This window comes from Vibrio harveyi, from assembly GCF_030060435.1.
Lineage (GTDB): Bacteria > Pseudomonadota > Gammaproteobacteria > Enterobacterales > Vibrionaceae > Vibrio > Vibrio harveyi.
Genome location: NZ_CP125876.1, coordinates 123,471 through 145,855, shown reverse-complemented (window position 1 = coordinate 145,855; position 22,385 = coordinate 123,471). Strand labels below are relative to the sequence as shown.

The window sequence follows — 22,385 nt, the reverse complement described above, 5'->3', positions numbered from 1 at the left end:
AAATTCATCGCCATTTAATCAATTGATTAATTTGTGATGAAGGCGACTTCGAGCAACGAGAGGAGCATGACGACTCGCAGTATGAGTAAGCTAACACCAATGAAAACGATATGTTTCTCAATAAGATATAATTCTCTAGTCAATCGAAAAATCAGTATTTCCTCTTCATAACCATCTCGAACTGAATCTGTTTTCAATTACCATGCTGCGTTAATGATGCTTATTGCGTGAGATGAAGATGATACATAAAACACTAACTAAGCGCGGAAAAATTAGTAATCATCAAAGAGTCTCTACCGACCTTTCGTTCGTGTGGTCTTTCTATAGTCAGATTTAACGTGTCCTAGTAAGTGAGAAATGTTGAAACGATTGAAAATATCACCTTTCATCGATTCATATTTAGTTGAGAATATAGATAAAATTAATTGTAGTCATTCAGTTTCTTTGATTAGTTTTCTTTTATATGACTGAAATTTTACAACGAGTATTTATTATAAAATTAGTATGAAAATAAAATTTTTAGATCAATTGAAAGATGGTTTTAGAGGAGCGCCAGAATTCTCTAGCTTGTTTTATCATGCGTTTCAAGTTGATGATCTAGTTATTTTATTTGAATGCCCAGATAACATATTTGAAGGTGCAGTATACGAGAACAAGATTGAACTAAATAATTTTAATATCAATTCAGTTAACGAAGATCATGATAATATAATTAAGCTGGCTTATGTTAATTTTTCTTTTAGTAGAGTTATTTTTAACCCTATAGCACCTGTAAATAAACAAGGTGATCTTTTCGTTAGGTTAGGAATAAAATCAATAGATAGTCATGTGAAAACAACAGAACAACTATCAGATTATTTAGAAAAAGAGTATTTTGATTTTTATCACGACCCAAATCCAAGTTCGGATTCTAAACGTGGATATCATACGGAGTTAATGAAAAAATTTATAAAAAGAGCTAATCGTCAATGGGGAGAATACCCAGAATCTGAAGAAATGATATCAGAAAAAAGACAATACCTTATCGATGGCTTTTACCGCGGCTATCCCCCAATAAAGTGTAAAAATGTAAAAATAGGAAAGCACTCGTTTTCAAAGTATTTAGAAGGAAGTTTAAAGTATAAAGGGGAGTTTAGTCGAGTATATAATGTAATCATCAGAGATGGGTTCTGTCTACGTATCGAGTTTTGGTACGCAACTCAATATGGCTACCCTAAGAAAAAATTTTTGAAATGGATTGAAAGAGCTGACGAAACATTTGAAAAAGAAGTGCTGAAACGATTAGAAATATCACCTTTTATCGATTCATATCTAGGCGATAATTGGAGGATTGAATAATGTTTTGAATGATTATATTTTATAGAGTTGAATTTTTAAAAAAGTGTTTTTGATAAATGAGTATAAAATTGAAATTTTTAGAACAGTTAAAAGATGGTTTCAAAGAAAAGCCAGAGTTTTCTAGTTTGTTTTATCATATATTTAAAGTTGATGATTTCATTGTTTTATTCTTATGTCCAGACAATATGTATGAATATTCAATATATGATGATGTAGTTGATCTAGACAAGTTTGATGATAATTCGTTTCATGAAGGTCATGAAAAAATAATTGAATTGGCTTCTGTAAACTTTCCTTTTAGTCGAGTGATTTTTAATCCTATTGCTCCGGTTAATAAGCAAGGAGATCTTTTTATTAAAATAAAAATAAAGTCGATAGACAGAAATATAAAAACAAGTAATCAGCTCTCAAGCTACTTAGAAAAAGAATATTTGGAATATTATCATGATCCGAATCCATGTTCAGACTCTACGCGTGGAGAGCATACAGAGTCAATGAGAGATTTTACTGAAAGAGCAAATCGTCAATGGGGAGAAAACCCAGAGCGTGAAGAAATGATATTGGAAAAAGAAAAATATCTTATCGATAGTTTTTACTATAGCTATCCACCAATAAAGTGTGAAAATGAAAAAATAGGTAAATATACGTTTTCTAAGTATTTGGAAGGAAGTTTAAAGTATAAAGGGGAGTTCAGTCGAGTATATAATTTAATCATTAAAGATGGATTCTGCTTAAGTATTGAGTTTTGGTATGTAACTCAATATGGCTATCCTAAGAAAAAGTTTTTGAAATGGATTGAAAGAGCTGACGAAACATTTGAAAAAGAAGTGTTAGAACGATTGGAAATTTCAAATTGTATTGATTCCTCAATGGTTTATAACATTAAAGCTTAAACATTAGCTAAATATCATATTTTTATCAGTGAATTTTATGTAAATTAATTATTGAATTAAATAGGATGGAAATTTGAAAATATTTAAATTGCTCCTAGATGGTTTCAAAGGGAAGCCTGACTTATCTGAAATGTCCATCGATATTTTTAGAGTCGACGATTACTTGATTAAATTTGAATTCCCGAAAGATATATTGGAAAAGCGTCATTACGAAGATAGCTTTCTTTTGGAAGACTTTAATATTAAATCTACTGAGTATATACATCAGAAATATGTCAATCTATTCTATGTTGGTTATCCTTTCAGGAAGATAGTAACAAATTATATTTTTCCTGTGAACACTTTAGGTAAACTGTATATTAATTTAAGAATTAAAAAATCAAATGCTACTATTGAAACTGAAAATGAATTATCAAATTTTATAGAAAGAGAATATAACGACTATTATCATGATCCTAATCCATGCAGTGATTCTATGCGTGGTTATCATACAGACTTAATGAATGATGCCAGAATAATTGCAGATCAGCGTTGGGGAGTTAATCCTGACGATGAAGATAAAATAAAGAAAAAAGAAAAATATCTTATACATAGTTTCTTTTTGGGGTATCCACCTATTAAATGTAAAGAGGTAAATATAGGTAATCATCGATGTGTTAAATATGAAGAAGGAAACGTTTATTATAAATATGATCTAAAGCGAGTATATAACATAATAATTAGTGGTGGATTTTATCTTAGTGTAGAGTTTTGGTATAAATTAGACTCTAGTTATACAAATAAAAAATTGTTAAATTGGGTGAGTAATGCCGATGAAAAATTCGAAAAAGAAATGTTAGAACGATTGGAATTGTCTAATTATATTGACTCTTGTTTAAATTCTGCTGAGGAAAAGTTGCGAGGGAATGATGTAAAGTAAAAGGCGAGGATGGTAAGAAAATATGCGAAAATAGGAAAGCACTGATGTACATTTCTTCATTTTTTAATCTTAAGTTTCGGGCAGGAGCTAAGCTTGCTCAAACGCAACAAAGACTCTATCGGTTTGGTAGTTTAATTTGTGACTTGACTGTTCCTGAAGGGTTTAACGAAACTAGTCTAAGTAGTAATTTGCCAGAAGTGGATTTTGAATACTATCTTAAGAATTCAAAAACTAAATATCATAACGATATTATTGAAATATCACGTTTAGATTGGTTTTACCATACGTTAATTCCATACCCTATGAATTATAGTTACTATGGTAAATTGACCATTAAAATTCAATTGATCCCTTTTCTTTTTAAACATAAAAAAGAAATAGACATGGATTGTATAAAAAGAGATATTGAACAAAGATATGAAACATTCTATAACGCAGAGGAATATGATCCTGAAACAGGAAGAGGGTATAATAAATTTAAAATTAAGTCAATTAATGAACATTTCAACGAAAATTACATTATTGGTGATTTTAGACTTAAGGAAAGCCTTATAAATAAACGAATTCAAGAAGTTTTAATAAAAAATCCTGAATTTGTTTTTAGGGATAATTATATAATGTATGAAGAGGTTCGTTCAGAATCAAATCTAAAGAATCAATATTTCTATATCCTAAATGAATATGGATATATTAATTTGGAAGTCCACCATGATGGATGGAATGATAAATATATGGGTGTCTGCTTCGAAAATTCGAAACAGGCAGAAGAGATTATAGTGTCTTCATTACATGTTTCTAAATATATTGAAGAAGGCTCTTCTGAGCACTTGCTGAAGTAGGCTAGGTTTCATCAGAGCATGATTTTTTATCTACCTATTAGCAGTTAGTGTTGAACCACTAACCCCAATTCAACAAGGTCCAATTCGGTCTATCAGCGTGCACTTTTAAGCGAGGGCATGGATTCACAAGGTAGACGTAATTTGCGTATTCACACAGTGGCAAGTCGTTGATTGAATCAGTATAGAAGTGGATTTCCGAATAGGACTTTGCCTGCGTCGCCCGCCACTGTTTTAATCGGGTAACTTTGCCTTCTCGGTAACTTGGGATTCCATCGATTTCTGCGGTATAGCGGTTATCAGCCACCACCAAGTCAATTCCAAGAGCAGTCGGAATACCCAGATGTCGTCCAACAGCTGTCACTAAAAAAGTGACACTTGCAGAGATGATGACCATATCAATACCATCACCAGACAGTTGTTCAATGAGCGTTTTGGCTTGAGGGTACTGTTTAGCCAGAATATGCTTTTCAACGCACTCTTCAACCAAGGCGTTGACTTCTTTAATCGGCATGTTTTCTATTGGCTTCATGGAAAACGCTAGGTAATCTTCCATCTCCATTTTCCCTTCTGCGTACAAGCCCATTAGGCGAAGATCTTCCTCAATAAAGTTAGGCTCAGTTGCGATGCCTTTCTCCACCAAAAACTCATTCCAAATCATTGCACAATCTGCGTTGATTAAGGTCTCATCCATATCAAATACATACAAAGGTTTGGACATAGTTTGGTTCTCACTGGTTGGGTTGAGGACGATGTAACTTGTCGCTCAGTATAGAGCGAGGCTTATGAGTGTGTGAGGTATGCTAACGACAAACTGTGACGGTTTCGTTGCACTTTCTCCGGACTATCACAAAACTTAGTTTCAATGATTAGGGATGAAGCATTTCTGAGTTGGCGTTAGAGAGCTACAATAGAACTTTCGAATCTAATCTTATTCTTGTGTACTGAATACAGTCACGCTTTTGAGCGATAATAGAGTCACTCGCAAAGCGAACGTTAAGAAAAATACAAAAAGAACCCCCGATATGAACCAGTATGTAAATGATCCATCCAATTATCAGTTACTAATTAAAAACTTGCTGTTTTCCCCAGTTGCTTTCAACCCAGAGCAAGAAATCGTCTACGCTAACCACCGCCGTCATAGCTACAAAACGTTTCATGATCGTGTAAGACAGTTTGCCAACGCGCTTACCAAAATGGGCGTGAAAAAAGGCGATACGGTTGCTGTGATGGATTACGACTCCCACCGTTACCTTGAGTGTTACTTTGCTATCCCAATGATTGGTGCCAAGCTGCACATGATTAACGTTCGTTTGTCTCCAGAACAGATCCTTTACACCATTGATCATGCCGAAGATGACATCATTCTTATTCATGAAGAGTTTCTACCAATCTTAGACCAGATCAAAGGACGCATTGATACGGTCACTAGCTACGTTGTGTTACGTGATGATGAAGAGTGTGAGTATGAACGCCTTCTTGAACAGGAAAGCACGGAATACAATTTCCCTGATTTCGATGAAAACACGGTGGCGACAACTTTCTACACCACGGGTACTACAGGATTTCCAAAAGGCGTTTTCTTCACGCATCGTCAACTTGTTCTTCATACTATGGGTATATTAAGCACAATCGGTACCAACGCTTCACAAGGTCGATTGCATCAAGGTGACATCTACATGCCGATTACGCCGATGTTTCATGTCCATGCTTGGGGGCTTCCATATATGGCAACCATGCTTGGTGTTAAGCAAGTCTACCCGGGTAAGTATGTTCCAGATGTTTTGCTTAACCTGATTGAGCAAGAGAAGGTGACGTTCTCACACTGTGTGCCGACTATTTTGCATCTACTTCTGAGCTCTCCAAAGTCGAAGGCGATGGACTTTTCTGGGTGGAAAGTCGTCATTGGTGGTGCTGCGCTACCAAAAGCATTATGTAAATCAGCTCTAGAACGTGATATCGACGTATTTGCTGGTTACGGCATGAGTGAGACTGGACCTATTCTTTCTATCGTCCAATTGACGCCAGAGCAATTAGAGTTAGATGTCGACCAACAAGCGGAATATCGCTCGAAGACAGGTAAGAAAGTTGCGCTTGTAGAAGCGTATATTGTGGATGAGGATATGAACAAACTGCCTCATGATGGCGAAACCGCTGGTGAAATTGTTGTTCGTGCACCTTGGTTAACGCCTAACTACTACAAAGACAACAAAAACTCTAAAGCACTATGGCGTGGCGGTTACCTGCACACAGGTGATGTGGCGCATATTGATGACGAAGGCTTTATCAAGATCACTGACCGCGTAAAAGATATGATTAAGATATCTGGTGAGTGGGTAAGTTCTTTAGAGCTTGAAGACATTCTCCACCAGCATCAGAGTGTTTCCGAAGTTGCGGTGATTGGTATGCCGCACAACAAGTGGGGTGAAGTGCCGTTAGCTTTGGTCACATTGAAAGAAGACGCTCAAGTCACAGAAAAGGAACTGTTAGGTTTTGCGAAAGACTTCATCAATAAAGGGATTCTTGCTAGAGAAGCATTATTACTTAAAGTGAAGATAGTGGACGAGATTGCTAAGACCAGCGTTGGTAAAGTGGATAAGAAAGAACTGCGTAAACTTCATCTGTAAGTAGTGAAACTTTTTGAATCCAAACCATAATATTCGGCCCCGACACAAGTTATCTATCGGGGCCGATTTTCATTTAGTTAAGGCTGCGTACTCAGTAACGTACTAAATCAAACCTTGCTCTTTCGCCATGTGGTTCGCGATGCTTGGTGCTTTCCAAATGCTTGGCAGCAGAATAAAAGACACGGGTACTGCCGTAATGACGATGAAAGACTGCAGTGCAGAGATACCACCTGAGCCCATAGAAATAAGTGCGATTGCCACCACCCCCATCATCAAGCCCCAAAATGAACGAATAACGGCATTTGGCTCGGTAGAACCCGTCATCACGACACTAATGGTGTAAGTCATTGAATCACCAGTCGTTACGATAAAAGTCGTAGTCAGGATCAAAAAGAATACTGAAATCACCATTGGGAATGGCAATTCAGAGGTAATGGCAAGTAGAACTGCGGGAAGGTTAAAGCCTTCGAATGCTGATGAAATCAAACCTGGGTTTTCTAGCTCGAAGGCTAAGCCGCTGCCGCCAACAATGCTGAACCAGAAGCAGGTGATCAAAGGCGCAGCGATGCTGATAGAGAGGATCAACTGACGAATGGTTCTGCCTCGTGAAATACGAGCAATGAAAATCGCCATCATTGGTCCGTAACCAATAAACCAACCCCAGAAGAAAACCGTCCACCAACTTAACCATTCTGTGTCACCACGATAAAGCGCCATTGGGAAGAAATTATCAACCATGCGACCAATGCCTTGCACGTAACCATCCACAATAAAGCTAGTTGGTCCGAAGAACAGAATGTAACCAATCAATGCTACAGACAACACAATGTTGTAACGGCTAACAAGTTGAATGCCCTTGCTCACGCCGCTTAGCGCTGACAAAGTGTACATGAGAATCGCAGCGACAATCACCAGGCTTTGAGTAATGAAGGTATCTGGCAAACCAAACAGAGAGTTCAATGCGTAGCTGATTTGTAGACCTAAAAAGCCGATTGGACCAATAGTACCAGCGGCTACAGCAATGATGCTGCACGCGTCTGCGACATCACCAATTCGACCGTGAATCGCTTTGTCGCCAAACACAGGGTACAGCAAAGTGCGTGGTTTAAGCGGTAAACCTTTGTCGTAGTGAAGGTGCATTAACACCACAGAAGAAAGACAACCTAAGATAGCCCAAGCAAGGAAGCCCCAATGCATGAAAGACTGAGAAAGCGCATTGATTGCAGAGGCTTTTGGTGAGGCTTCACCATATAAAGGTGGTGCAGAAACAAAGTGAGCAATAGGCTCAGCTGCAGCCCAGAATACACCGCCACCAGCAAGTAGGGTGCAAAGTACGATTGATAGCCATTTAAAGGTATCGATATCTGGTCTCGCTAAACCACCTAAGCGTACGTAACCCGTACGACCTAGCGCAATAGCCAAACCAATAAGGAAATTCAGAAGGAGTAATACTTGCCAGAAGGCACCGAAGTATTGAGTTGCAAAGCCAAAGCCTGCATTAACCATTGCGGTCAGAGAGTCTGTATTCGTTAGAGCTAGCAAAACAAACACAGTGAGGAAGCTACCACTTAACCAAAAAACAGGGTTAGTGAGTTCAAGACGCTTGAGAAGGGAAGGAGGATGAATCGCAGAATAGTCTGCCTCCTGAATAGGAGCATGAGAGGCGGCGTTCGTCATATTTGACATAATTACTTCGCTTTTTAGGGCTCGGAAGCCGTGCATTTCCCTCACACGAATAGCTCGAAAAGTGTGAGGATGATCAAAAAGCCGCTGATACTAGCACGTTGAGCACACCAATATAACCGTAGAGCCAGATTAATTATGGAAATCTGAAGCAAATTACTGATTTTGGGGTAGAGATTTTTTGCGTGAAGTGCGCCGCATTTCATACGTAAATGACATTTCCCTTATTCTTGCAAGGACATCTCAGGATTACATTGAGCCAACCTGTTCTAATAAAAATTAAAGGTCTTATCCTATGGCTCATGTTGAACTCAATGGAATGTGGCAGTTAACTTCACCACAGCACCCAGATATCGATATTCCAATGACTTTGCCTGGAGACAACGTTTCTGCGTTGTTACAAGCAGAGCTCATCCCTAATCCTTATTTTGCGGATAACGAAGCGAAAGTTCGTTGGATTGAAACGTGTGATTGGCACATTTCACGTCAGTTTGATGTGGATGACGCAGTGCTCTTTGCCAAACAAGTTTGGATGACACTTACTCGCGTTGATACTTTAGCGACGTTTTACATTAATGGTGAGCAAGTACTAACTTGCAGCAACATGTTTGCCCAACAATGTCTTGATATTAAACCTTACTTAAAACAAGGCACTAACACGATTCGAGTTGAGTTTGCTCGCGTAGACTTAGAAGGCGCAGAGCGAGCAAAGAAACTGCCGTTTCCTATTCCTTCTGCAATGGGCAACAACCAAATTCCACACATGAATTTGCTCCGCAAAACCCAATGTCATTCGGGCTGGGATTGGGGTATTTGTTTAATGGTCTCGGGTATCTATGACCCGATTCAAATCGATGTTGTCGAGGACGTGTGGTTAAAAAGCTTCTCCACAAACCAGCAATGGCAGACAGATGGAAGTGTATTGGTTGACGTTCTTATAGAGGTAGAGACTGGCAATCAATGTCATGAAATCATTGTTAATTTTAACGGTGAACGACAAGTGCTCCAAACCGAAGGAAGTGGTCACTATCACTGTGAGTTCCTTGTAAGCGAACCTAAGCTTTGGTGGCCGGCTGGTTATGGTGAAGCGCACCTCTATTCCATCTCAGTCACTTCTGGTGAACAAACTCTAGTCCGTAAGATTGGTTTACGAGAGTTGAGCTTAAATAATCAAGCTGATGAACACGGATCGGCGATGGAATTCATCATTAATGGCACTCCGATTAATGCTAAGGGGGCGAACTGGATTCCGATCGATGCCATGCCGGGGCGTGAGTGCGAAACCCGCTACCGAACGCTTTTACAAAGTGCCGTTGATGCCAACATGAACATGATTCGTGTCTGGGGTGGTGGGCAGTATGAGAGTGAAACCTTCTATGACTTGTGTGATGAACTGGGGCTGTTAGTTTGGCAAGACATGATGTTTGCTTGTTCGCTTTACCCTTCTAGCGATGACTTCTTAAAAGAAGTTGAACAAGAACTGCGTTTCCAAATTCCACGCTTAAAAGAACACCCATCTATTGCGTTATGGTGTGGCGACAATGAAGTTATTGGAGCTATTGGCTGGTATGACGAATCCAAGCATAACAAAGTGAAATATACGGTGAACTATGACCGTCTCAACCGTATGATAGAGCAGGTGATCGGACAGTTAGACGAATCTCGTCGTTTTTGGCCGAGCTCTCCTTGTAATGGTGAACTGGACTTCGGAGATGCTTGGCATGATGACAGTAAAGGTGACATGCATTTTTGGGATGTGTGGCATTCAGGAAAATCATTTAATGCCTACCTAAACATTAATCCTCGCTTTTGCTCAGAATTTGGTTTCCAATCTTGGCCTTCGTTTGCGGAAGCAAAACAGTTTGTACCGGAACAAGACTGGAACGTTACGTCACCTACCTTTGAGCAGCACCAAAAGAACCCACGTGGTAACAGCATCATTACTGAGATGTTCACCCGATATTTCCGTTTTCCTAGCGGCTTTGAGCAAATGTTGTACCTTAGCCAAGTGCAGCAAGCGATGGCTATCAAAACTGCGTGTGACCATTGGCGAGCCATCGCACCGATATGTCGTGGCATGTTGTATTGGCAACTTAATGACAACTGGCCTGTGAGTTCATGGTCTAGCATCGAATACAGTGGTCGTTGGAAGCAGTTGCATTACCATGCGAAACGCTTCTTTGCACCTCAGTATTTCGTGTTCTCGGAGCACACAGGCAACTTGAGTCTGCATCTGCTCAACGATGCCAAAATACCAGTTAGTGCGGATATTCAACTTCATTGGGTTAATTGGCAAGGCGAAATTGAGAAAACTTGGCAGATAGAGAAAACGGTGACGAATGATAGCAATACTGTCATTTGGTCTTTAGATGAGCAGGTTGACCTAGTTGGTTTGGGCGACCTGAAGTCTGGGTTCTTGTATGTGGAAGCGCAGGTGGGTGATGAACGGATCAACAATACCTGGTTTAGCACTCATGAACTTAAGACGCTACCTATGGTTAAAGCAAATATTGAAGTAACGATTGAAGCAAACCAAGTGACCCTACGGGCAAATAAAGCGGCGTTTTTTGTTCATTTGGAGTGTGATACGGCTGGGCGCTTTGAAGATTCAAGCATCACTTTATTGGCAAACCAGCCCGTTACGTTAACATTCTTGGGTGACGATTGGGCGGCAATGGCAGAGTCTCTGCGTGTTTACCACTTGATGCAATAACGGAAAGCACTTTTGAAAGGGGGCTTCCGTGCTCCCTTTTGATTTCTCAGCCTGAGAACGGCTTGATTTAGAACAGGTTTCGTTTTGCCCAAGTGATCGCCTGCATTCGATTCTTCACTTCAAGTTTGCGAAAGATACTGTAGAGGTGCGACTTTACAGTGTGCTCACTTACAAACAACGAGTCGGCGATATCGAGGTTAGAACCTCCTTGGCAAAGCGCTGTAAGTACTTGCATTTCACGTCGAGTTAGCTCAATTTCGAGTTTCGTGTCGAGCTCAGCAATCGAGTGATTTAAGTTTACAAGATAGCTCACTAAACGATTGAGTATGTCGCGTGAGAGCCAGTTTTCACCATTCACAACACCTTTTAATCCTCGAATCACCTTGTCAAAATCTTCATCGAAGTAAAACAGACCTTTTAAGTTCGACCAAGAGAGCAGACTCTCGATGCCCAAATTAGGTTCGGCATTAACCAAAACGGTCGCATCAACGTGATCGAGCTCGTTGAGCATGACTTTAACCCCAGAGAGATCTGGCAGTGAACTGTCGACAATAGCAACATAGTGTTCATCGCGATAAACAGGAAGATCAGTACTTGATCCTTTCGCCAAGAGGACTGGTTGACCAAGCTGTTGTTCGATTGTCGTCTGTAAGCCTCTTCCTTGAATGTTGTTGCAAGTGAATAATAAGATGGTGTTGGTGGTTGGATTGTTATTCATCATTAGTGGGCCTCCTGTCGAGACTGCATAAATTCATTTCCTACTTGATGGAAGCGATACAAAACAAGATCTAAGAATCCATCGAAGCAGTGTTTAACCATTGGGTTTTCAAATATTTGAGTGGCGGGTGCTTTGAAGTACGTGACTCGCCGATGGTGATAGAAATCCCGTATAAAAATGTCGAATAAAAGTTGCTTTACCACGGGTTCATGAACCGGAAAGTGGACAACCGCATTCCCCATGACTTGGATGATATCGGTGACTAAAAACTTCAGGATAGAGCGCCCCAAATGCCATAAGCTTAGAATCCTAAATTCAGACCTCAGCTCTTGATAAATAAGGTGTCCGACTAACATGCCTTTACAGTAATACAGGCGTACCTTACTTGAAGATTCATCAAATTGATTGAGCGTATCTGCCATACCGCCTGGGGTGATTAACTGCTTGTGGACTGCATCAATTTGTTGATACTCCGACGCGCTTATTTGATTGAGTGAGCAACTCTTTACATCGGTGACTTGATACTCATAAACAATGTCTTTAAAGCTTAAATAAATGTTTTTACTTTGCGAGGCTTTAACGCGCTTATACTCGCTTGAGGTATATTGATATTGCTCACCAATATAATGAGAGAAGGCGAGCCTTTTTAATAAACTCGGTGTGACTTTTCCGCTTTCCCATTGACTTAATGTAGGTTGATTTAAGCTTTCAAAAGCACTGTAACTCCGCGCTAACTCGTCTGCCAACTGACCTTGAGTTAAACCTCTCTCCTTTCGAATTGTTGCAACAGCATGCGAAAATTCTAACTTGCTAACCATATATCTACGTCCTGAACTCATTATATTTTTGATTGCTTGAAACGACTCGGTATGAGTCGCAAATCTATGTTCTTGATCTTTTAGTGAGATACATCATTTGGTCTGCGTGCTGGATTAAGGAATCGCTGCTATTGCCCTCATAAGGGAAACGTGCAATACCAACACTCAAACCGATGTGAACGTTTTGAAAATGGATAAAAATAGGTGCGCTACACGCTTGGTGCAGCGAAGACTGAAATTGTTCTAAGTCCTTTGTACTTTCTAGCTCAGGGAGGCAAACAATAAACTCATCACCACCTATCCTTGTTGCGAACTGACCACCACTGAGTAGGTTTAAAATACGCTGGGCGGTGATTTGTAGTACTTTGTCTCCGGCGTCATGACCGAATTCGTCATTCACCGATTTAAAGCCATCTAAGTCGATATATAACAGAGTAAACGGTTGAGCTCGTTGTATCTGTTGTTCGATCAACTGATTGCCTTTGAATCGGGAATAACACCCTGTTAGCTCGTCAATCTCGAGCAGTCTTTCTAGTTTTTCAACTTGTTCATATTGCGTTTGCCAGGCGCTAAACCAATAGCACTCGATGGAGCGCAAGCCTTGGTAAATAAAGAGATTGAACAAGTAAAGAAACGTGCTCCGAATGGAGAACTCACTTAAACCCTGTAGTTTAAACAGGTAATTACCTGCGGTTATCAAATCAATGTTAAAGCAGATTGCCATTGATAAGACATATGTGAGTGCCGACCAAAATACGCCAAACTCAATCAGGGTTAAAAGGAGATTCACGGTGACTAACGAAGAGAAGAGAAAGTGCCCGCCTAAGAAGTAATACAGGTAAAAAGTGAGGGTGTAGCCGAGGATCAGAGCGATGACAACAGACTGATGCTTTTGCTCGAGTGCAAATGATTTGCCCACCCAAAGGTAGGCAAAACAGACCATCGCGGAAAATATATAAGGAAGGTATACAACATAATCAACCCCTCTGATTGCACAAGCGACTAAGGTGATAAGAATCCCAAGACTTGTGGAGCGCATATAGTAGCGCGTAAAAATTTTGGTGAACTGCGTTCTGTCCATAGTTATGTCTCAAAGGAACAGCAAATAATGGGCAGTCAGAGAGAGGATTCTGTATGGGTTGAGTGTGGATGGAGGACGAGAGAAACATAGAACCAGCCCCGCATAAATAAGGAAATGCGAGGCGCATATGCTTTTTCGGGCGTTTTTCTCGTCTGCAAGCGACACTGCATTTCATATAGTTGCTCGATACCTACTGCCGTTTTTATAAACTATTCTATGAGGCGGGGTTGCATAAAACTATACGGTTTTCGGGAAAATGCTCCGATCTCAATATGTCCGCGTAAAAAGTGCGTTAACCGGTAAATTATTGAGGAAAAACTAGTACTTAAGTGCTATGCTGGGTGATGAAAATGAGTCTTAAGTTTGAGATGTCTACTTGAGTTTTTGGTGGATACGGTAACCTATTGCATAACCAAGATAGAATAAGGCTGCAAGGGTAATAAACGCAGAAATGTAGGCAAACAAGTGATTCAGCCCTAAGCCGAATGACAGGGTAAAAGCAATGCCATTCACGGCTTCCATTGGGATCTTGTACCAAGAGGCGTGTACGGTCGAACCAAAAAGAATAAGGGTTCCGATTAAAAAGAGGGTGCCAATTGAAAGGCCTACCCATCTGCTGCTGTTCATGTTCATCTCAAGAGTTACAGAGTTCGTAACAAAATATTTCAAGGTCAACATTATACAACTTAGTGAGGGGGGAAGTGGTAGCAATATTTGCTTGAATAAAGCAAGAGAACACCGAAGTGTCCTCTTTTTAACCAGATGGTGTTTTAATTATCCAATCCAATTGATGAAGTATGGAATGATCAGTGCGTTGGCTAAGTCGATAAAAAACGCACAGACTAAAGGCACAATGATAAACGCTTGGTGAGAGTTACCGTACTTCTGTGCGACTGCCGACATATTTGCCATCGCCGTTGGAGTGGAACCAAGAGAAATTCCGCCAAAACCAGAACAAACCACCGCCGCATCGTAGTTTTTTCCCATCAAAGGGAAAACGACAAAAATCGCGATACAAATAGCGACAAGAAACTGTGCGCCAAGAATGATGAAAATCGGTCCTGCCAAATCCACCAAAGCCCATAGTTGCATACTCATCAGTGACATCGCCAAAAATGCTCCTAACGCCATATCTGCGATCAATGCAACCGCGGGTTTTCTAGCCGGCCAGCGCGTTCCTGTTAGGCGCGGGTAAGAAGCAGGAATCAGGTTAGAAATCAGAATACCAGCAAACAGACAAGTTACGAACAATGGCAGCTCTAACCCTAAACTGCTGACGCCTTCATTCAAGATTGCACCTAAGATAATACATACATGAATCGCTAACATCGCGTCTAAAAAGTCATAGGCATTGATCGAGGGTTGAGGCTCATCTTGCGCGGTACCGACATCCATCTCTTCAACTTTCGCGGGTTTGAGGTTGTGTTTGTTGATCAGGTACTTAGCAATAGGTCCTCCCATCAAGCTTGCTAAGATCAAACCGAATGTCGCACTAGCGATACCGATTTCCATGGCGGTATTTAGGTCAAAAATTTCAGCAATTCTTGGTGACCAAGCGATAGCAGTGCCATGCCCACCAATTAATGAGACTGTGCCACTTAGCAAGCCAACCGCTTCTGGTTGACCGAGCATGGTGGCGATTCCGATACCAGTAAGGTTTTGAATCAACATATAGCCGATGGTGACCGAAAGCAGAATTAATAAAGGCTTTCCCCCTTTAAACAGATCTTGCAAGCTTGCGTTAATGCCGATGGTGGTAAAGAAATACACTAAGAGTAGGTCACGAGTCGCGAGATCGAATTGGACATCAATTTGGGTAACATAATGAATCACCGCAAACAGTACGGACACCAAAATACCGCCAGAAACCGGTTCTGGAATACTGAATTCTTTGAGGAAAGTACTCGCTTGCGTTAATCGCCTACCTAAGAATAAAACGATGATTCCAAGAGTCACCGCGAGAAAGGATTCGACTTGTAATACACCGTCGACAAAGTTCATAACCACTCCTGTTCTAATAAAACATGATGAGAGAATTAATCGGTACGTTTACCTCTAAACATACTGACATGTTTGAATGACATCCAGTTGCATACTAATGAATTTGAACCAAGTCGGATTACTCTGAGCATGGTATTCCCATGACAGATAGAAAAGAGGAGTGATACAAGGCTGCGTTAACCTATGCATGAATCCTCGTCGAATCAGCTCAGAAAAAAACTAATTAAATAGCCAGTAGCTTTCTGGGTTATCAGGGCATTGGTATGGACCACACTCGGCAAATGTACCTATGGCATTAAGTGCGACAACGGAGATAGCCAACAGGCAAGCAATTCGACCAAGGTTGCTCATTTGGTAAGGTTCCGGTGACTCTTCTTTACTGGTGAGCATAAGGATGACCGCCACCGCAAATATAGTCGCGACGAACAAGACAAACGCCCAAGTGTAATAATGCATACCTAAGATAGGGCTACCATAACCAGGCGTTCCCGGAATGACATGCAGTGAGACTTGTCTTAGCGATGTGGCTACGCCATAAAGTGCGCCAATTAGAACCACGCCATAATGTCGAGCGTGCGGACCGTAAACCACATTCAATAGAAAGCCGAACATGATCATGACAAAGCCAATGCGTTGTAACAGACACAATGGGCAAGGCAGTTCATTGAGTACAAATTGCAGAACAAAACCAATTAACAACACGGCGGTCATGCCGAGTAATCCGAGGGTATTGAGTAAAGCCAAATAGTTGCGATTCATATCAACGCCCCCTACAACAAAATAGCTAGAGGATCGGTTGCATGATGGTTGAACCAATACAGCCCAATGATCACGGAGGAAGCAAAGAAGGCATAACCCATCGCTTTCTTGCCTAAAAATGCACTGAGCATCGCGATTAACAATAGTACAAAAATTAGTGTCATCATGAGGGAGTTCCTTCCTTACTCTCTGATTTCAATCCTTTTAACTATAGGAAATGCGTATCAATGCGCGACTTTATATAAAAAAGAGGAGAGGGCAGATTCGAGGTCCCAGATGAATCTGATCCTCTCCCCAAAACCGTTTTTACAAAAACGCGTTACTTACCGTCTTGTTTTGGTGGCTGTTCCAACGCCCAGTCACCGCCTAATGATTTATAGAGTGCGACGGTAACTTGTGCCGTTTGCAATTTGGCAGCAAGCTGACGGTCTTGCATCATGCGTTTTTGTCGCTGTGCATCAAGGACGGATAAGTGATCGATTAAACCTGCGCGATAGAGTGATTTCGCTTTGCTGACCGCGTTGTCCGTTGCCTCCAGCGCTTCTTCAATTCGGCGTTGGTTCTCTTGGCTTCTTCCGTAAGCAAATAGGGTCGAGTCTACTTCTGTAAATGCGGAATCAACGGCGTGTTGGTAAGCCAAGGTGGCGGATTCAAAACGAGCTTGGTTGATTTTCTCTAACGCTTCACCACGACCTCCGTCAAATACATTCCAACTGATACCTGCTGAGCCTACCCAGCCAAATGAATCACTACTGAATAAGTCATCAAAGCTAGACGCTGAAACACCTGGCGCCCCTGTTAGGAAGAACTTCGGATATTGATTGGCCACACTGGCTGCGAGTTCTTCATTGATGGCAGCCATTTCACGTTCCGCAATGCGGATATCAGGTCGACGCTGCAACAGGTCAGAAGGCAGCCCAATCGGTACCACATTTTGCATGGTAGGTACTGTTTGTGTCTGAGCGAGTCGTATCTCGACTTTCGATAAAGGCTCACCAAGTAGTACCGCAATGCGATGCTTGTGCACTTGTTGTGCGATTTCCAATTGAGGGATGATGGATTCCATTGCTGCCAATGTTGCTTTAGCTTGGGCTAAATCGAGCTCGGAACCGTAACCACTGCGAACCACCTTCTCGACCAAATCCATGGTTTTTTGTTGGTCCTCTAGGTTGGATGTTGCCAACGCGAGACGCTCTGTTGCACCTTGATATTGTAAGTAGTTGTGGATCAAATCTGCGGTGAGCAATGTGGTGAGACCACTCTGATAGATTTCAGCTTGTTCTACACGAATCTTTGCCGCATTAGATTGACGCTCAAGACGCCCAAATAAGTCCACTTCCCATGCGATGCTTGCACCAGCAAAAACGCCATCATGTTGATTATCTAATAGTGTCGTGTTGCCAATCTGTGGCGGTAAACCTGCTGCTGAATCACCAATCGGATTGAGTGCAGGACCCAGCAGAGAATCATTTTTGCTCAGTTGGTAGTTGAAGTAACCCGCGCCAATATTGACGGTTGGTACTTTGAATGACTCTACAACGGTTTTGTAGTTCTCAGCCATCTTGATGCGCTCTGCTGCCACTCGTAACGGGATGTTTTGGCTTTGCATATCAAGGACTAAATCGTTCAGCGTCGGATCATTAAATTCCGTCCACCAAAAGGCTTCTTTTTCGCTAACCTGGCTGACGTTGCTTTGCTCAGCATGAAGATAGGTTTCAGCCATACTTGTGGTTGGCGCTTGGTAGTCGGGACCAACAGCGCAACCGGATAAACTCATTGCCAATACAAGTGGCGCAAGAACGAACTTTTTCATGATTACGCCTCCTTCAGTTTGGCGTCAGTGTGGGTTGTTTGTGGCTTTTCTTTGTATGCTAAGCGATACAGTGCCGGCATGATGAACAATGACAATACTGTCGCTGCTGCCAAGCCACCGATAATGGTTGCTGCCATTTGGTCGAACAATAGGTCTGACAGCAGCGGAATCATTCCAAGGGCTGTTGTTAATGCCCCCATAGAAATCGCCATCGTTCGGTTGACGGTAGCCTCCTTAATGGCATCGACTAATGCGCGTCCATTTGCTCGCTCTAGTTCGATTTGATCCATCAATACAATGCCATTTTTAATGATCATCCCAGTCAGCGTTACCGCACCAATCAATGCCATAAAACCGAATGGTTTATCAAAGCCAAGCAAAGCAAAGGTTGCGCCCGTTGCGGCCAATGGCAAAGTCGCAAAAATGATGATTGGTTGTTTAAAGCCGTTAAACATCGCGACCAAAATGATCACCATAATTAACATCGCTTTCGGTAATTGCTTGAAGATATCCGTAACAGCTTTGTGCTCGTCGTAGAACTCTCCACCCCATTCCAAGCTGTAGCCCGCAGGAAGGTGAATGGCTTCAATCTGATCTTTCACTGCATTTCTTACTGTCGCTGGTGTCGAGTGACGTGCGACACCCGCTTGCGCAGTGATGGTTTTTACTCGGTTACGACGCCAAATCATGCTCTCTTCTGGTACTAACTCAAAGCCATCAACCACCTGACCAAGAGGTACGCTGTGCATGCCCAGTAGTGAACGTACAGGTAATGTTTCCAGTGACGCCATGTTTTGAGAAGTGCCACGCAGTTGAATTGGAATGAGCTCATCATTGAGATTCATCTGTCCCAAAGGCATGCCGTCAGAAGCACGTTTCAAAGCAAAGGCGATGTCCGCACGGTTGATACCAGCTTGACGCATTTTGTCTTGATTGATGATGGGTTTGAGAACCTTGCTCTCTTGGCGCCAGTCATCACGAACGTATTTTGCATCAGGATGAGTAGTAAAAATGGCTTTTGCTTGATCCGCTAGCTGATGCAGTACTACTTCATCTGGACCAGAGAAGCGAGCTTCGACTGCGTATTTGTCCGAGGTTGCGAGCTTCAGCGCTCTAAAGCGGGGCTCTGCGTCCGGGAATGTGTTCTGCAGCCATTTATCACCACGTTCAACAAGTTGGCTGATGCCTGCGTAATCCTTGGTATTAATTAAAATCTGACCATATGCGGGATCAAACGGTTCGGGTTCTACAGTCACAGAGAATCGAGGTGCACTTGCGCCCATGTAGCTAGAAATACTTTCTACTTCAGGTTGCTTGAGCAGCCACTGTTCGACTTTGCGCATGTCTGCTGAGGTTTGCTCAATCTTGGCGCCATTTGGTAGCCAGTAATCTAGGAACACGATAGGGCGATCCGATTGTGGGATGAAGTTTACCGCTACATAGGGCACGGCAAATGCAGTCACTAAAATCAGCGGAATCAATGCCGTCAGTGCTTTCATCGGATTGTCGACTGTCCAAAACACTAATTGCTTGTATCGGCTTGGTTTGGCATCTTCATCCGCGGGTGTTGGTTTGATGAACATCCAACACATCAATACGGTGAAGGTCATGGCTACCAGCCAAGACAGTAGCAGCGATGAAGCAACAATGTAGAATACTGAACCAGCAAATTCAGCCGAGTCAGTTTTCGAAAACAATACTGGGCTTGCACCCATGATGGCGATGATGGTGGCACCAAGTAGTGGTACCGCCGTTTCCTTGACTGAATCAATAGCAGCACGAGTGCGCTCAATGCCTTTGCTCAGCTTCACGATCATCATGTCAGTGATCACGATGGCATTATCTACCAACATACCAAGTGCTAGGATGAAGGTACCTAGCGAGACACGATGCAAATCAATTCCCGCGATGTTCATGTAAATCAACGTGAGCAAGATTGTTAGCAACAAGCTTGAGCCAACAATCGTTGCGCTTTTAAAGCCCATGAAGACCAGCAGCACCACGAATACGATACCGACACTTTCCAGTAGGTTGCCCACGAAGTCATCAATGGCTTTTTGTACTTCCTCTGGCTGATAAGCGACGGTAGAAATATCGACGCCGAGCGGCAATGTTTGCTCGTAGTTATGGATAATGTCACGAATGGTATCGCCCAATGACACAACGTTAATGCCTTCAACAGGACTCACCGCCAAAGTCACGGCAGGTTGACCATTAAATCGACTTTCTGTCAGCGCGGGAGTTTGGTATCCCATACTCACTTCGGCGATGTCACCTAAGCGAATTAGACCTGTGCCTAGTTCACTTACGCCACCTTTGATCACCAAGTTGCGAATATCGTCTAGTGATTGAAACTCGCTGGTTTGCGTGATGCGAATACGCTCGGTTCCTGCGTCGAATCTCCCCGCTTCAAAGGTCATGTTTTGTGTGCTGAGCTGGTTCCACACTTGCGCAACAGATAAGCCGTATTGTGCTAAACGTTCATCAGGCATATCGATGTGCACGACACGCGGCTGTACGCCGTGAAGTTCGATCTTTTTGATGCCTTTTACTACCTTAATTTGACGCTGAAGCTCTTCTGCATAACGACGTAATTCTTCTGGTGCTGCGTCTTCACTGTGGATAGAGAAAAGCATGCCGTACACTTCAGAAAACTCATCTTGAACTATGCTGATTTGTGCCGTAGAAGGCAGTTGTAGCTTCACGTCGTTCACTTTACGTCGCAGTAAGTCCCATTGCTGAGGCAACGCTTTTGAATTGAGACTCTCTTTCAAATCGACAAATACCATCGACATTCCAGGACGAGACAATGAACGTAATCGGTTCAGTTCTGCCATTTCCTGCAGCTTAGTCTCAATAGTATCGGTCACTTGCTGTTCGACTTCTTGAGCCGATGCTCCCGGATACAAGGTCACCACGACAGCGGTTTTAACGGTAAAGCTTGGGTCTTCTAATTTCCCTAGGTCGAAGTAGGAGTAAATACCCGCCACCACACTTAAGGCGATGAAGAACAACACGAAAGTACGCTGTCTTATCGCGAATTCGGCTAAATTGATCATGGTTTGAACCTATAGCGTTTTGATGGTTAGGTTTGGCGTGTTATCGCCTGGTTTGAGATAGTGAGTTCCGCTGATAACGACATAGTCACCTTGTTGGAAATCGCCGGAAACACAAGCTTGATGAGAATCGATGGATTGCAAGTTAACGGGTTCACTGTGTACGACAGCATCTCGCACCACGTTGACGCGTAGGGTCTTCTTTTCGCCCAAAATGGCAGAGTATGGGAAGCAGTGGCTTGATTGATTCGGCTGGAACGAAGTCGTTACCGTAACCGCTTTACCATTGAACAAGTTTTTAGAAATAGAATCGATCGCTAACGTGACAGGATAAGTTTGCTTGATTAAATGCTTCTTCGGAGCAATCTCGGCGACTTTTGCACTGTAGGTTTGCTCAGCACCATACCAAGAAAGTGCTGCAGATTGACCAAGGTTAAACTGTCGAACCATATTTTCTGGCACATCGATATCCACTTCCCATTGCCCATCTTGCTGAATCGTAGCCACGCTCACGCCAGGCAGGGTTTGTTCGAAAGCATCAATACGGACTTCACCAATGTTGCCAGAAAATGGTGCGCGTAATGTGGTGTAAGTCAGTGCGTCTTCCGCTCGCTGGATGTTTTTTTCTACCACTTTGACAGCGGATAGACTGCGTTCATAACCGCTGATGGCACGGTCTAAATTAACGCTAGCAATGGCATTATCGTCAGTTGCTTGCTTAACGCGCTTAAGCTCCGCTTTCGCCAGTTTATGTGCGGACTTTGCCTCCAGCATACGAGCTTGTAGCTCTTCTAGTGAGACTTGATAATCGTGTGGGTCAAGCGTAGCAATGACTTGCCCTTTCTCGACATGATCGCCTTTCTTCACCAAAACGCTTTCTACCGTGCCTGGTACACGAAAAGAAAGAGAAGCACTTTCTTTGGCGTGAACAATGCCGCTAAATGATTTGCTTGAGGCGGAGTTGCTGTCCTTTACTTCGACGACTTGTATTGGTCGAGGAGATTCAGGTTCGGCGAATGTGGTTTGGTTTTGGTTACAACCAAGCAGCGCGAGTGTCGCTGCACTTAACGCTGTGGTTTTGAATAGACGGTTCATAAGATGGCTCCCTAATTTTGGTGCCATCATACAAT

18 protein-coding genes are annotated in these 22,385 nt (G+C 42.3%); 6 read left to right on the top strand and 12 right to left on the bottom strand.

The window, feature by feature from the left end:
- Window positions 1–504: 504 nt before the first annotated feature.
- The 4 genes from QMY49_RS17115 (at window position 505) to QMY49_RS17100 (ending at window position 3,989) form a co-directional block, all read left to right on the top strand.
- Complete coding sequence (locus QMY49_RS17115; protein WP_283315661.1) at window positions 505–1,338, top strand: DNAase; 834 nt, start codon at window positions 505–507, stop codon at window positions 1,336–1,338.
- Window positions 1,339–1,406: 68 nt separating this feature from the next.
- Window positions 1,407–2,231, top strand: a complete 825-nt coding sequence (locus QMY49_RS17110; protein WP_274792928.1) for a DNAase — start codon at window positions 1,407–1,409, stop codon at window positions 2,229–2,231.
- 73 nt (window positions 2,232–2,304) lie between these two features.
- Window positions 2,305–3,150, top strand: coding sequence for an Mg-dependent DNase (locus QMY49_RS17105; RefSeq protein WP_272760338.1), 846 nt, complete (start codon window positions 2,305–2,307; stop codon window positions 3,148–3,150).
- A 44-nt stretch (window positions 3,151–3,194) separates the two neighbouring features.
- The gene (locus QMY49_RS17100; protein WP_272760339.1) at window positions 3,195–3,989 is read left to right on the top strand and encodes a hypothetical protein; all 795 of its coding nucleotides are present in this window, start codon (window positions 3,195–3,197) and stop codon (window positions 3,987–3,989) included.
- A 58-nt stretch (window positions 3,990–4,047) separates the two neighbouring features.
- On the opposite strand, the gene QMY49_RS17095 is transcribed toward QMY49_RS17100, so the two are convergent.
- Entirely contained in the window at window positions 4,048–4,707 is a 660-nt protein-coding gene (locus tag QMY49_RS17095; RefSeq protein ID WP_050902193.1) for an HAD family hydrolase, read from the bottom strand.
- A gap of 304 nt (window positions 4,708–5,011) precedes the next feature.
- Between QMY49_RS17095 and QMY49_RS17090 the strand changes: the two genes are divergently transcribed.
- Window positions 5,012–6,613 carry a long-chain fatty acid--CoA ligase gene (locus tag QMY49_RS17090; RefSeq protein WP_009697210.1) on the top strand — a complete coding sequence of 534 codons (1,602 nt, stop codon included), beginning with the start codon at window positions 5,012–5,014 and terminating at the stop codon, window positions 6,611–6,613.
- A 102-nt stretch (window positions 6,614–6,715) separates the two neighbouring features.
- On the opposite strand, the gene QMY49_RS17085 is transcribed toward QMY49_RS17090, so the two are convergent.
- The gene (locus QMY49_RS17085; RefSeq protein ID WP_283315650.1) at window positions 6,716–8,299 is read right to left on the bottom strand and encodes a BCCT family transporter; all 1,584 of its coding nucleotides are present in this window, start codon (window positions 8,297–8,299) and stop codon (window positions 6,716–6,718) included.
- Window positions 8,300–8,591: 292 nt separating this feature from the next.
- On the opposite strand from QMY49_RS17085, the gene QMY49_RS17080 reads away from it, so the two are divergent.
- Complete coding sequence (locus tag QMY49_RS17080; protein WP_258456177.1) at window positions 8,592–11,009, top strand: beta-mannosidase; 2,418 nt, start codon at window positions 8,592–8,594, stop codon at window positions 11,007–11,009.
- 67 nt (window positions 11,010–11,076) lie between these two features.
- Here the strand turns inward: QMY49_RS17080 and QMY49_RS17075 are convergent, their stop codons facing one another.
- From QMY49_RS17075 to QMY49_RS17030, 10 genes are all read right to left on the bottom strand, one after another.
- Window positions 11,077–11,730 carry a LuxR C-terminal-related transcriptional regulator gene (locus tag QMY49_RS17075; RefSeq protein ID WP_258456178.1) on the bottom strand — a complete coding sequence of 218 codons (654 nt, stop codon included), beginning with the start codon at window positions 11,728–11,730 and terminating at the stop codon, window positions 11,077–11,079.
- Window positions 11,730–12,545, bottom strand: coding sequence for a helix-turn-helix domain-containing protein (locus QMY49_RS17070; protein WP_005451271.1), 816 nt, complete (start codon window positions 12,543–12,545; stop codon window positions 11,730–11,732). The genes QMY49_RS17075 and QMY49_RS17070 overlap by 1 nt, the downstream gene beginning before the upstream one ends.
- A 64-nt stretch (window positions 12,546–12,609) precedes the next feature.
- Window positions 12,610–13,626 carry a GGDEF domain-containing protein gene (locus QMY49_RS17065; protein ID WP_009697206.1) on the bottom strand — a complete coding sequence of 339 codons (1,017 nt, stop codon included), beginning with the start codon at window positions 13,624–13,626 and terminating at the stop codon, window positions 12,610–12,612.
- Window positions 13,627–13,998: 372 nt separating this feature from the next.
- Entirely contained in the window at window positions 13,999–14,253 is a 255-nt protein-coding gene (locus tag QMY49_RS17060) for a hypothetical protein (RefSeq protein WP_026000163.1), read from the bottom strand.
- Window positions 14,254–14,400: 147 nt separating this feature from the next.
- A complete protein-coding gene (gene gltS, locus QMY49_RS17055) occupies window positions 14,401–15,627 on the bottom strand; it encodes a sodium/glutamate symporter (RefSeq protein WP_005451274.1) in 1,227 nt (408 codons plus the stop codon).
- A 219-nt stretch (window positions 15,628–15,846) separates the two neighbouring features.
- Entirely contained in the window at window positions 15,847–16,386 is a 540-nt protein-coding gene (locus QMY49_RS17050; protein WP_009697204.1) for a disulfide bond formation protein B, read from the bottom strand.
- Window positions 16,387–16,397: 11 nt separating this feature from the next.
- Window positions 16,398–16,553 carry a DUF5993 family protein gene (locus tag QMY49_RS17045; protein ID WP_005451278.1) on the bottom strand — a complete coding sequence of 52 codons (156 nt, stop codon included), beginning with the start codon at window positions 16,551–16,553 and terminating at the stop codon, window positions 16,398–16,400.
- Between the two features lie 152 nt (window positions 16,554–16,705).
- Window positions 16,706–18,199: an efflux transporter outer membrane subunit gene (locus QMY49_RS17040; protein ID WP_038898787.1), complete on the bottom strand. Its 1,494-nt coding sequence runs from the start codon at window positions 18,197–18,199 to the stop codon at window positions 16,706–16,708.
- A gap of 2 nt (window positions 18,200–18,201) precedes the next feature.
- Window positions 18,202–21,258 (bottom strand): efflux RND transporter permease subunit, encoded by a 3,057-nt coding sequence (locus QMY49_RS17035; RefSeq protein WP_283315643.1) that lies wholly within the window; start codon window positions 21,256–21,258, stop codon window positions 18,202–18,204.
- A 9-nt stretch (window positions 21,259–21,267) separates the two neighbouring features.
- Complete coding sequence (locus QMY49_RS17030; protein ID WP_009697201.1) at window positions 21,268–22,350, bottom strand: efflux RND transporter periplasmic adaptor subunit; 1,083 nt, start codon at window positions 22,348–22,350, stop codon at window positions 21,268–21,270.
- Window positions 22,351–22,385 lie beyond the last annotated feature (35 nt).

Excerpts from the sequence above, each read along its gene's own strand:
- QMY49_RS17070 (WP_005451271.1), bottom strand. The coding sequence starts at position 12,545 with ATGGTTAGCAAGTTAGAATTTTCGCATGCTGTTGCAACAATTCGAAAG.
- QMY49_RS17075 (WP_258456178.1), bottom strand. The coding sequence starts at position 11,730 with ATGATGAATAACAATCCAACCACCAACACCATCTTATTATTCACTTGC.
- QMY49_RS17080 (WP_258456177.1), top strand. The coding sequence starts at position 8,592 with ATGGCTCATGTTGAACTCAATGGAATGTGGCAGTTAACTTCACCACAG.
- QMY49_RS17090 (WP_009697210.1), top strand. The coding sequence starts at position 5,012 with ATGAACCAGTATGTAAATGATCCATCCAATTATCAGTTACTAATTAAA.
- QMY49_RS17040 (WP_038898787.1), bottom strand. The coding sequence starts at position 18,199 with ATGAAAAAGTTCGTTCTTGCGCCACTTGTATTGGCAATGAGTTTATCC.
- gltS (WP_005451274.1), bottom strand. The coding sequence starts at position 15,627 with ATGAACTTTGTCGACGGTGTATTACAAGTCGAATCCTTTCTCGCGGTG.
- QMY49_RS17045 (WP_005451278.1), bottom strand. The coding sequence starts at position 16,553 with ATGATGACACTAATTTTTGTACTATTGTTAATCGCGATGCTCAGTGCA.
- QMY49_RS17030 (WP_009697201.1), bottom strand. The coding sequence starts at position 22,350 with ATGAACCGTCTATTCAAAACCACAGCGTTAAGTGCAGCGACACTCGCG.
- QMY49_RS17050 (WP_009697204.1), bottom strand. The coding sequence starts at position 16,386 with ATGAATCGCAACTATTTGGCTTTACTCAATACCCTCGGATTACTCGGC.
- QMY49_RS17115 (WP_283315661.1), top strand. The coding sequence starts at position 505 with ATGAAAATAAAATTTTTAGATCAATTGAAAGATGGTTTTAGAGGAGCG.
- QMY49_RS17100 (WP_272760339.1), top strand. The coding sequence starts at position 3,195 with ATGTACATTTCTTCATTTTTTAATCTTAAGTTTCGGGCAGGAGCTAAG.
- QMY49_RS17095 (WP_050902193.1), bottom strand. The coding sequence starts at position 4,707 with ATGTCCAAACCTTTGTATGTATTTGATATGGATGAGACCTTAATCAAC.
- QMY49_RS17085 (WP_283315650.1), bottom strand. The coding sequence starts at position 8,299 with ATGTCAAATATGACGAACGCCGCCTCTCATGCTCCTATTCAGGAGGCA.
- QMY49_RS17060 (WP_026000163.1), bottom strand. The coding sequence starts at position 14,253 with ATGAACAGCAGCAGATGGGTAGGCCTTTCAATTGGCACCCTCTTTTTA.
- QMY49_RS17065 (WP_009697206.1), bottom strand. The coding sequence starts at position 13,626 with ATGGACAGAACGCAGTTCACCAAAATTTTTACGCGCTACTATATGCGC.
- QMY49_RS17035 (WP_283315643.1), bottom strand. The coding sequence starts at position 21,258 with ATGATCAATTTAGCCGAATTCGCGATAAGACAGCGTACTTTCGTGTTG.